The organism is Synechocystis sp. LEGE 06083, from assembly GCF_015207725.1.
In the GTDB taxonomy this organism is placed as follows: domain Bacteria; phylum Cyanobacteriota; class Cyanobacteriia; order Cyanobacteriales; family Microcystaceae; genus Synechocystis; species Synechocystis salina.
Map to the genome: position 1 here is coordinate 1 of NZ_JADEWJ010000111.1, position 10,798 is coordinate 10,798.

Below are 10,798 nucleotides of genomic sequence, written 5' to 3' on the forward strand. Positions count from 1 at the left end.
CGGGAATGGCTAAACGGCGATCGCCAGTGAGGGGAACAGTTCAACATTGCTGGCGAGAGGGGAATAATGTGGGACAGGGAGCTTTTAAAAAACTTCTTAGGGCTAATTTCTTGGAGAAATTGCTGAAATTTGATCAACTAGTCGATCCGAGTGAAGTCAACAATCAAGTTAATATTGCCGCTGTCATGGCAATCCCAACAATAGCTAAGGCAAAATCTTTTGCTTGGCACGGATCAATTACAAAACTTCACAGTATTTAATCTCGTTAAAAAACAATAAGAAATTGTTCCATTTTCTGATTTTGGGTTCAAGATAAAACTAAGCCCCAGAGGGAACGTCATGTTCAACCACCATTGGTGACCGCTCAATCCATAGCTTCATTTCTCAGCTAAGATTTTGGGAAATTTAGTTCAATCAATATCAACAAAAACAACTCTAAAGTTGTTAAATCTCCGTTGACCTATAGCTATTTTTAGTGATTTTTTCGATTTTTATAATTGTCCGGCAGTGTCTTCCCACCTAGAAAAATTAACTGCCTTTTTCTACATTTTGGGTATTGTTTGCCCTTGCTAAATCCTTTGAGGACGATTCGTTTATGAGTTTACCTACCTATGCAACCCTCGATGGTAATGAAGCGGTGGCCCGGGTGGCCTATCAGTTGAGTGAAGTCATTGCCATTTATCCCATTACTCCCTCTTCTCCCATGGGGGAATGGGCGGATGCTTGGGCTTCTGAACATCGTCCCAACCTTTGGAAAACGGTGCCTTTGGTGGTGGAGATGCAGAGTGAAGGGGGAGCCGCTGGGACAGTACACGGTGCGTTGCAGTCGGGGGCTTTGACCACTACTTTCACCGCTTCCCAGGGCTTGATGTTGATGTTGCCCAATATGCACAAAATTGCGGGGGAATTAACCGCCATGGTGTTGCATGTGGCGGCCCGTTCTTTGGCAGCCCAGGGTTTATCCATTTTTGGTGATCACAGTGATGTGATGGCGGCCCGTAACACTGGCTTTGCCTTGCTAAGCTCCAATTCTGTACAGGAAGCCCACGATTTTGCTCTGATTGCCACGGCGACAAGTTTTGCCACCAGGATACCGGGACTGCACTTTTTTGATGGTTTCCGCACTTCCCACGAAGAACAAAAAATTGAGTTGTTACCGGAATCCGTTCTCCGCAGTTTAATTAAGGATGAAGATGTGGTGGCCCACCGGGAGCGAGCTTTGACTCCCGATCGCCCGAAATTGAGGGGGACTGCCCAAAATCCCGATGTCTATTTCCAGGCCAGGGAAACGGTGAATCCCTTCTATGACGATTATCCGGCAGTGCTGGAGCAGGTGATGGCAGAGTTTGGCCAGTTAACCGGTCGCCATTACCGTGCCTACGAATATTTTGGCCATCCAGAGGCGGAAAGGGTAATGGTACTGATGGGTTCCGGCGCAGAAACGGCCCAGGAAACGGTGGATTTTTTAACTGCCCAGGGGGAAAAGGTCGGTTTATTAAAAGTGCGCCTCTATCGTCCCTTCGCTGGCGATCGCCTAGTTAAATCCCTACCTAAAACAGTCCAGAAAATTGCCGTATTGGACCGGTGTAAAGAACCGGGAAGTATTGGGGAGCCCCTTTATCAAGATGTGCTGACAGCCTTTTTTGAAGCGGGCATGATGCCGAAAATTGTCGGCGGACGTTACGGTTTATCCTCCAAGGAATTTACCCCGGCCATGGTCAAAGGGGTGTTGGATCATTTGCAACAGGCTGAGCCGAAAAACCATTTCACCGTAGGTATTAACGACGACCTCAGCCACACCAGCATTGACTATGATCCCAATTTTTCCACTGAAGCGGACTCGGTGGTGCGGGCTATTTTTTATGGTCTTGGTTCCGATGGTACGGTGGGAGCCAATAAAAATTCGATCAAAATCATTGGGGAAGATACGGATAATTACGCCCAGGGATACTTTGTTTACGACTCGAAAAAGTCCGGTTCGGTGACCGTTTCCCATCTCCGCTTTGGCCCCAAACCGATTCTTTCCACCTATTTAATTAGCCAAGCCAATTTTGTCGCCTGTCACCAGTGGGAATTTTTAGAACAGTTTGAGGTGTTGGAACCGGCCATTAATGGCGGTGTGTTTTTGGTGAACAGTCCCTACGGTCCGGAGGAAATTTGGTCGCAGTTTCCCCGCAAAGTTCAACAGGCCATCATTGACAAAAACCTGGCGGTTTACACTATCAATGCCAATGAGGTGGCCAGGGATGCGGGCATGGGTCGCCGCACAAATACGGTGATGCAAACCTGTTTCTTTGCCCTGGCAGGGGTTTTACCTCGGGAAGAAGCGATCGCCAAAATCAAGCAATCGATCCAAAAGACCTACGGCAAAAAGGGTCAAGAGATTGTGGAGATGAATATTAAAGCGGTGGATTCCACCCTGGCCCATCTTTATCAAGTGCCCATTCCTGCCGCAGTGGATGACAATGCTACGGCAATGAAAGCGGTGGTGCCCGACCAAGCTCCGGTGTTTGTGCGGGAAGTATTGGGCAAAATCATGGCCCGCCAAGGGGATGACCTGCCAGTGAGTGCCCTACCCTGTGACGGCACCTATCCGACGGCCACCACTAAATGGGAGAAACGCAACGTCGGCCACGAAATTCCCGTTTGGGATCCCGATGTTTGTGTGCAGTGCGGTAAATGTGTCATTGTTTGCCCCCATGCCGTGATTCGGGCGAAGGTTTACGAAGAGGGAGAATTGGCCAACGCTCCGGTGAGTTTCAAATCCACCAACGCCAAAGACCACGATTGGCAAGGTTCTAAATTTACGATCCAGGTTGCCCCAGAGGATTGCACTGGTTGCGGCATTTGTGTCGATGTCTGCCCAGCGAAAAATAAATCCCAACCCCGATTAAGGGCCATCAATATGGAGCCCCAGCTACCTCTGCGGGAACAGGAACGAACCAACTGGGATTTCTTCTTAAATTTACCCAATCCCGATCGCCTAGGGTTAAATCTCAACAAAATTAGCCATCAGCAGATGCAGGAGCCATTATTTGAATTTTCCGGTGCCTGTGCCGGTTGTGGAGAAACCCCCTATCTAAAACTTGTCAGTCAATTATTTGGCGATCGGATGTTGGTGGCCAATGCCACCGGTTGTTCTTCTATTTATGGCGGTAACCTACCTACTACCCCCTGGGCCCAAAATGCCGACGGTCGGGGCCCTGCCTGGTCCAATTCCCTGTTTGAAGACAATGCTGAATTTGGCCTTGGTTTCCGAGTGGCGATCGATAAGCAGGCCGAATTTGCCGGGGAATTACTCACAACCTTTGCTGAAGAATTGGGGCAAACCCTGGTAACGGAAATTTTAGAAAATCAGCAAACCACGGAAGCCGACATTTACGAGCAACGACAATGGATAGAACAGGTTAAGAACCGCTTACAAAATCTGGAAACTCCCCAAGCAAAAATGTTTCTTTCCGTAGCGGACTACCTGGTCAAAAAAAGCGTTTGGATCATCGGTGGGGACGGCTGGGCCTACGACATTGGTTACGGCGGTTTAGACCATGTGCTGGCCAGTGGTCACAACGTCAATATTCTGGTCATGGATACGGAAGTCTATTCCAATACTGGGGGCCAAGCATCGAAGGCCACCCCCCGGGCCGCTGTAGCAAAATTCGCCGCTGGGGGTAAAGCTTCTCCCAAAAAAGATCTGGGTTTAATGGCCATGACCTACGGCAACGTTTATGTGGCGAGCATTGCCATGGGCGCTAAAAACGAACAATCCATCAAAGCCTTTATGGAAGCGGAAGCCTATCCCGGCGTTTCCCTGATCATCGCCTACTCCCACTGCATTGCCCACGGCATCAACATGACCACCGCCATGAATCATCAAAAAGAATTGGTGGATAGTGGCCGTTGGTTACTCTATCGCTATAACCCATTGCTAACAGACCAAGGCAAAAATCCCCTGCAATTGGATATGCGATCGCCCAAAATCCCCATTGATAAAACGGTGTATTCGGAGAATCGCTTTGCCATGCTCACCCGTAGTCAGCCGGAGGAAGCCAAACGTTTAATGAAACTAGCCCAGAGTGATGTCACTACCCGTTGGGCCATGTATGAATACCTGGCGAAACGTTCCCTAGGTGCTTCTAACAGCAATGGGAATGACCATGGTGCTCTTTCCCCCGGCAAAGCTCCTGCTCAATCTATTTAGAATTGATATTAGGGGGACAAAATCCTACCTGTTCCCCTATCAGTTGAACAACATTTATTAAGGATAAGTTGATGGTTAGCCAAATTGAGACTAAAACTCTTTACGAGCAAGACTTTTGTCTATGGGCTGAAACTATGGCAAATTTTTTGAAAAATCGTCAACTCGATCAGCTTGATTATGAAAATCTAATTGAAGAAATTGAAGACATGAGTGGGAGCCAAAAAGATGCATTAGAAAGTAATCTTGAAGTTCTTTTAGTGCATCTTCTCAAATGGAAATACCAACCTAATAAAATTAGTAACAGTTGGCGTCGTTCCATTTTTGAACACCGCAAGCGTATTTTCAAAGCTTTTCGTAAAAGCCCCAGTTTAAAACGTCATTTTGAGCAAGTCCTAGATGAGGTTTATGATGACGCACGAAAATCTGCATCTGTTGAAACTAGATTGCCATTAAAGAATTTTCCTGAAAGTAATCCGTTTACCAAAGAAGAAATTTTAAATGAAGTTTATCCCTCAGATTTAATACCTGGTTAATTAAGTTCATTTTAATGAAGATATCATCTAAAAAATAATTTTAGACATGATTATTTTCCAGAATAGTTTCCCATCAAACCTATCCCCTTAACATCATGAATCTCACTACCCAATACCTCGGCTTAGACCTGAAATCTCCCCTCATGGTCGGCTCCTGTGCCCCATTGACAGAAGATTTAGACAATCTCAAAAAAATGGAGGATAGTGGCGCGGCGGCGATCGTACTTCACTCCTTCTTTGAAGAACAATTGCGGCAAGAAAGATTGGAAATGCATCACCATTTAACCCATGGCACCAACAGTTTTGCCGAGGCCCTGACTTATTTTCCTGAACCTCAGGTTTTTCATGTTGGTTCCGAGGAATATCTCAACCATATTCGCCTAGCTAAAGAGAGTTTAGATATTCCCATTATTGGTAGCTTAAATGGCTCTACCTTAGGAGGCTGGTTAGACTATTCCCAACAAATGGAGGGGGCCGGGGCTGACGCCATTGAACTCAATATTTACTACGTACCTACAGACCTAGATGTGCCTGGTACCGAGGTGGAAAAGAATTATCTTGACATCGTAAAAACTGTCAGAGCTGAAGTTAAAATTCCCATTGCTGTTAAGATTGCCCCCTTCTTTAGCAATATGGCCTATATGGCGAAAAAATTTGCCGATCATGGCGCTGATGGACTAGTTTTGTTCAATCGTTTTTACCAGCCAGATTTTGACCTAGAAAGCCTCGAAGTTTATCCCCATATTTTGCTCAGTACCCCCCAAAGTATGCGCCTTCCCTTACATTGGTTAGCAATTTTATATGGGCGCATTGACTGCGACTTGGCTGCTACTAGTGGAATTTTACACACAGTAGATTTGGTCAAGGTGTTAATGGCCGGGGCAAAAGTCACCCAATTGGTCAGTGCCTTACTGCGCCACGGCATCGGCTATATCCACACTTTAGAAAATAGTTTAGCCCATTGGATGGAAGAGCACGAATATGAATCTGTGCGGCAAATGCAGGGTAGTATGAGCCAACTTAATTGCCCCGATCCCACTGCCTTCGAGCGGGTGCAATATGTCAAAGCTCTACAGACCTATGCCCCCATTTGGAAGGCGCTTGATCCCTTTGAACCAGTAGGTTAATAGACTAGCGGATTAGTGATTGCCGATAGATTTGGGTTTGATTTTGACCATGGATCAGCCATTGAAGAACTTAAATTACGGGTAAATTAAGGGGGTTTGGTATGGGCATAAAACGGATTGGAATTTTAACCAGTGGTGGTGATTGTCCTGGCCTCAATGCCATTATTCGATCAGTGGTTAAGGCCTCAGCTCTCAAGGGGTGGGAAGTCTATGGCATTCCCTACGGCACCGATGGTTTTGTTGAAGTCGCCCATGGAAAATACCAAGCAGAAGATTTACTGTTGACCAAACATGGTTATGCTCTGCCCGGAATGCTCAAAGGTTTGGATGTGCTGCAATTTCTCAGCGGTAGCGTTTTAGGTTCCTTGAGTAAAGGGCATCCAGAACAGCCGGATATCGCCGCTGCCATCCTTAAAGGTTATGCCATGCTTGACATTGAAGCGCTCATTGTTGTTGGTGGCGATGGCAGTTTAGATATTATTTATGACTTAGCTACCAAGGGAAATTGGCATATTATTGCTATTCCTAAAACCATTGATAACGATGTGCCTTTTACCGATTTGGCGGTGGGGTTTAGTACTGCAGTGGACATTGTTACCCAAGCTTTATACGACCTCACTTTCACCGCCGCTAGCCATGAACGCATTATCATTGTCCAGGTAATGGGAAGGGATGCGGGGCATTTGACTCTCCATGCGGGTATTGCCGGTGGAGCTGATATCATTTTAATTCCCGAAATTACCCCCTGCCTAACTCCAGAAGTTATCCGTGGTTGCTGTGACCAACTGGTGAATTTGCGTCAATCTGGCCGCCATTTTGCCCTCATTGTTATTTCTGAAGGTGTCCATGATCAAAACGAACAAAAGGATAAGTATATTGCTGACTATCTAGCGGAAAAAATTAGTCAAACCAGCCAGCATCTGTGTGAAATTAAAGATCCTAGTTTTTGTGATTTAATCGATTTGGATATTCGAGCTACCACCCTGGGCCATTTACAGCGGAGTGGCACACCTCTATCTTTCGATCGCCTATTGGCGACGGTGTTTGGCATCAAGGCAGTGGAATTGATTGAACAGGGTATTTATGACCAAGTGGTGATTTGGCGCAATGGCCAAGTGGAGCACACTGATTTGCAGCCCATTATCGGCATCATTAAGAAATGTCACCAGGAAAACCGCTGTGCTTTCCCGGTGGACAAGGATGGCTTTATGGTTAAAACCGCCAAATCGTTGGGCATCTACCTAGGAGAGGTCTGAATCCCGGGAATACTAACTTTCCGCACTGGATTCAAGCGCACTAAAGGGAGGGTTGGCGGACGGATTAGTGGTGTATATCTGCCGGGGAACACCGATTTCGATGTTATTTTCCGTCAGGGCCTGACGCACTCGGAAACGCAATTCTCGCCCCACTGACCACTGCTGAGCGGGGGCTGTTTGAATCCAGATGGTGATGCTCATGCCCTCATGGGTAAGACTATCAATGCCCAACACATCGGGAACTGCCAGCATTTTGTCGTGCCATTCCGGGTCGTTGTACAGGTCTTCCCCCACCTGGCGCAGGACGTTAATGGCTTTTGCTGGGTCAGTGTCATAGGCCACATTTACACTTAAATTAGCCCGAGACCAAGAACGAGTCAGATTTTTAACCTGGGTGATGGCGCTGTTGGGAATGGTGACCAATTCCCCTCCGGCACTCCGTAATTGGGTTACTCGTAGGTTTAAATTTTCCACCCCTCCGGCGGCGAAGCCCACATCAATTACATCCCCGATGGCATACTGATCTTCCGCTAACACCAAAAATCCATCCACCAAATCCTTGACCAAGCTTTGGGCACCGAAGGAAATGGCCAAGGCCAATAAACCCCCGATCGCCACCACGGAACCGGTGGGAATCCCCACGATGGTCAGGGCTGTTAACAGGCCGCTGGCGGTAATCACCACGGTCACCATGCCTTTGATAGCTCCAGCGATGGTAGAAATGCGCAGATCTCGCCGTTGGTTATCCCCTAGATTGATAAATTTATTCAGTCCGGCAGTATTATTATTCTGCCAATTGTTTTGTAGCAATTCGATGATGCGATGGCTGATGCGGATGACTAAGCCGATGAAAAACCATAGCAGTAGTAATTGCAATGGCCTACCTAAAATTGCGCCACTGAGGGTGGCTAGGCCGGGAATTTCCCGGAAGATGGCAAATAAGCCAAAGTACCAACCGAGGATAATCACCCAAAATAATAGCCACTGGACAAACTTCCAAAAACCAATTTTGCGGTCGATACTAAGTATTTGGGGTAATCTTTGCCAAAAGAGCCGTTGTTGTTCCCCTAGCACTTCCGGGGTAGTATAGCTAACTTCTATGGGGTCTTGATCATGGTTAGCCAAGCTCTCCGACTCCGCTTGTTTTTCAGCGGCGATCGCCTGTTTCTGCTTGAGAAGCCTTTGATGATAACGAGAAATTAGATATTTAATGCCGCCAATGATGACCGTTGCCACCACAAGCACTGCAAATATTTGGAAAGCTTTAGTAAAAGATTGCTGTAAGGCTTCTTGGGTAGTGCTGGCCTGGCCCCGACGAATTTCTTTATCCAGTTTGTCCCGCCATTGCTCTGCTAAAACATCGATAGGTTGCCCGTTAAAGTCGGCATCATTTTCCGTAACGGAGGCCAGCACCAGGGGAAGGGGATAATCATCATTGCTAACAGTAACCACCACCACATTGTTAAGCCGAGATGTTTCTACCCTTAGATCATCGGGATTCATGTCCCGTGTGAAAATGGCCAGTTCCAGTTTGCTTTCAATGTCCTGGGCTCTCTGCTCTACGGGGACCTCGCTGGTATTCTCTTGGCGGTTATACACGGTGGGAGATGCCACATCAAACAAAAAACTGTTATCAACGGGCGATCGTACGGGGGCCACTTCGATGGGGCCATAACGGGAAACTCCGGGGGGTTGATAATCACCCTGGGTGCTAAAGCCTTGGGGCATCACAAACTGAGCTTGGCTGGGATGGGGAATAATCAGTAGTAGGGCTAAAACAACACAACCGAGCCAGAAGAAGCGTTGATATTTGCGTCGATATTTTTTTAGTTTGGTAATTAAGGGCATGGTTCTTGATACTTACAATCTGTCAGCAAAATCGACAGCCAAAGGCCAGCAACCTTGATGCTAGTCTGATGGAGAAAACGTCATTGATCAACCCCTGAACTAATTTTTTGACTATGGCCAACGCAAAATCTTCGTCCCTTCCCAGTTGGAAAAATCCCAGCGGTAAAACTTTGCTAATCCTGCTCTGGGCCTTGGCTTTAGCCCTGATGGCCCTGTTGAGTAGCTGGGCAGGTCTGCCTTGGTTAGGCAATGGGAAATTACTGATTGCCTTGGGTTTTACGGCCTTGGTCACGGCCTTAATTGGTATGGCGGTGGTACCAATGTTGGTAAATTTGAAAGCAAGCCAAGTGATCCAGTCCGACGGCCCCCAAAGTCATCTAAAAAAAGCGGGTACTCCTACCATGGGGGGAATTTTCTTTATACCCGTGGCGGTGGCGATCGCCGTGGTGGGCACCCAGTTTAACCCTGATGTCATGGTGGTGGCCTTGGTAACTTTGGGCTATATGGCCATCGGTTGGGTGGATGACTGGCAAATTCTAAAATACAAATCCAATAAAGGTTTAACCCCTAAACAGAAATTATTTTTACAGGTGGCGATCGCCGTTATTTTTTGCGCTTGGCTATTTTTTTATGGGCCAACGGACATCACCAACATTCGCATTATGCAATTTGTCTTACCTCTGGGTTTCCTTTTTTGGTTAGTGGCAACCTTTGCCCTAGTGGCGGAAAGCAATGCCACCAATTTGACCGATGGGGTGGATGGTTTAGCCGCCGGCACCGGGGCGATCGCCTTTGTGGGGTTGGGTTTATTGGTGGCGAAGGACAATCCCGCCTTAGCCTTTTTCTGCTGTGCCATGGCTGGTGGCTGTATTGGTTTTGTACACCATAACCATAATCCTGCCCGGGTATTTATGGGAGATACGGGGTCCTTAGCCCTGGGCGGTAGTTTAGCGGCCGTAGGCATCATGACCGGCAACCTCTGGGGGCTGCTATTGATCAGCGGCATTTTCCTGGCGGAATCCCTCTCCGTCATTGCCCAAGTGGGTTACTACAAAGCCACCAAAGGCCCCGACGGCGTAGGCAAAAGGTTGTTAAAAATGGCCCCCATCCACCACCATTTAGAACTAAGCGGCTGGACCGAAACCCAGATTGTGGGCTCCTTTTACCTTATCAATACCCTCTTGGCGATCGTGGCTATGGCAACGGTATAACAGTAGAATCAAAGGGTAGGGACTGCAAAGAATAGGAGATAAAATAAATTATCTTGAACAAAAGTCTTTCTCCCTGCCCACCTGAGCCAAAGATTTTATTCGGTATTTGCTATGTCAGAAAGCGCCACCATCGAACAACGTTTAACAAATTTAGAACAAGTAGTTCTTGAGCTTCAAAATAAAGTTGACAGCAGTGATAGCCATGGAAACTGGCTGGAAAAAATGGTGGGATCAATCTCCGATGATGCAGCTTTTTTAGAAATTTTAGAATATGGACGCATGTTTAGACAGTCTGACGAATTAATCGATGATCATAGGTAAAGGTGAAATATCTGCTTGATACTGACCACATAAGTTTCCTTCAGCGTCGTTCTAGTCCTGAGTTTCTCCGGTTAAGTTCTCGAATGGCTAAGCACAAAGCTTCTGATTTTGCTGTGTCCATTATCAGCTTCCACGAGCAGGTGATTGGAGCCCATAGTTTTATCAACCGAGCTCAGACCGATAAAAACCTAGCCAGGGGTTATGGATTACTGCTAGAAATTATTAGAAGCTTTGCTGATGCACCAATTTTGCTATTTGATTCCCCAGAGATCCTGATATTCAATACAATGCGGAGACAAAAAGT

General features: G+C 47.0%; 7 protein-coding genes and 1 pseudogene. 7 read left to right on the forward strand and 1 reads right to left on the reverse strand.

Features of this window, described 5'->3' with window-relative positions:
• Positions 1-595 precede the first annotated feature (595 nt).
• The 4 genes from nifJ to IQ219_RS10090 all read left to right on the forward strand — a co-directional run bounded on the left by nifJ (position 596) and on the right by IQ219_RS10090 (position 7,114).
• Entirely contained in the window at positions 596-4,198 is a 3,603-nt protein-coding gene (gene nifJ, locus IQ219_RS10075; protein ID WP_194072506.1) for a pyruvate:ferredoxin (flavodoxin) oxidoreductase, read from the forward strand.
• Between the two features lie 71 nt (positions 4,199-4,269).
• Positions 4,270-4,731 (forward strand): DUF29 domain-containing protein, encoded by a 462-nt coding sequence (locus IQ219_RS10080; protein WP_194020760.1) that lies wholly within the window; start codon positions 4,270-4,272, stop codon positions 4,729-4,731.
• A 95-nt stretch (positions 4,732-4,826) separates the two neighbouring features.
• Entirely contained in the window at positions 4,827-5,858 is a 1,032-nt protein-coding gene (locus IQ219_RS10085) for a dihydroorotate dehydrogenase-like protein (RefSeq protein ID WP_194072507.1), read from the forward strand.
• Between the two features lie 101 nt (positions 5,859-5,959).
• Positions 5,960-7,114, forward strand: a complete 1,155-nt coding sequence (locus tag IQ219_RS10090; protein WP_190598350.1) for an ATP-dependent 6-phosphofructokinase — start codon at positions 5,960-5,962, stop codon at positions 7,112-7,114.
• A gap of 12 nt (positions 7,115-7,126) precedes the next feature.
• Here the strand turns inward: IQ219_RS10090 and IQ219_RS10095 are convergent, their stop codons facing one another.
• Positions 7,127-8,962, reverse strand: coding sequence for a mechanosensitive ion channel family protein (locus tag IQ219_RS10095; protein WP_194072508.1), 1,836 nt, complete (start codon positions 8,960-8,962; stop codon positions 7,127-7,129).
• Between the two features lie 113 nt (positions 8,963-9,075).
• On the opposite strand from IQ219_RS10095, the gene mraY reads away from it, so the two are divergent.
• The 3 genes and pseudogenes from mraY to IQ219_RS10110 form a co-directional block, all read left to right on the forward strand.
• Positions 9,076-10,173 carry a phospho-N-acetylmuramoyl-pentapeptide-transferase gene (gene mraY / locus IQ219_RS10100; protein ID WP_194072509.1) on the forward strand — a complete coding sequence of 366 codons (1,098 nt, stop codon included), beginning with the start codon at positions 9,076-9,078 and terminating at the stop codon, positions 10,171-10,173.
• A 111-nt stretch (positions 10,174-10,284) separates the two neighbouring features.
• Complete coding sequence (locus IQ219_RS10105; RefSeq protein ID WP_194072510.1) at positions 10,285-10,494, forward strand: transferase hexapeptide repeat containing protein; 210 nt, start codon at positions 10,285-10,287, stop codon at positions 10,492-10,494.
• An 83-nt stretch (positions 10,495-10,577) separates the two neighbouring features.
• Positions 10,578-10,798, forward strand: a pseudogene (locus IQ219_RS10110) (type II toxin-antitoxin system VapC family toxin); the annotation flags it as partial.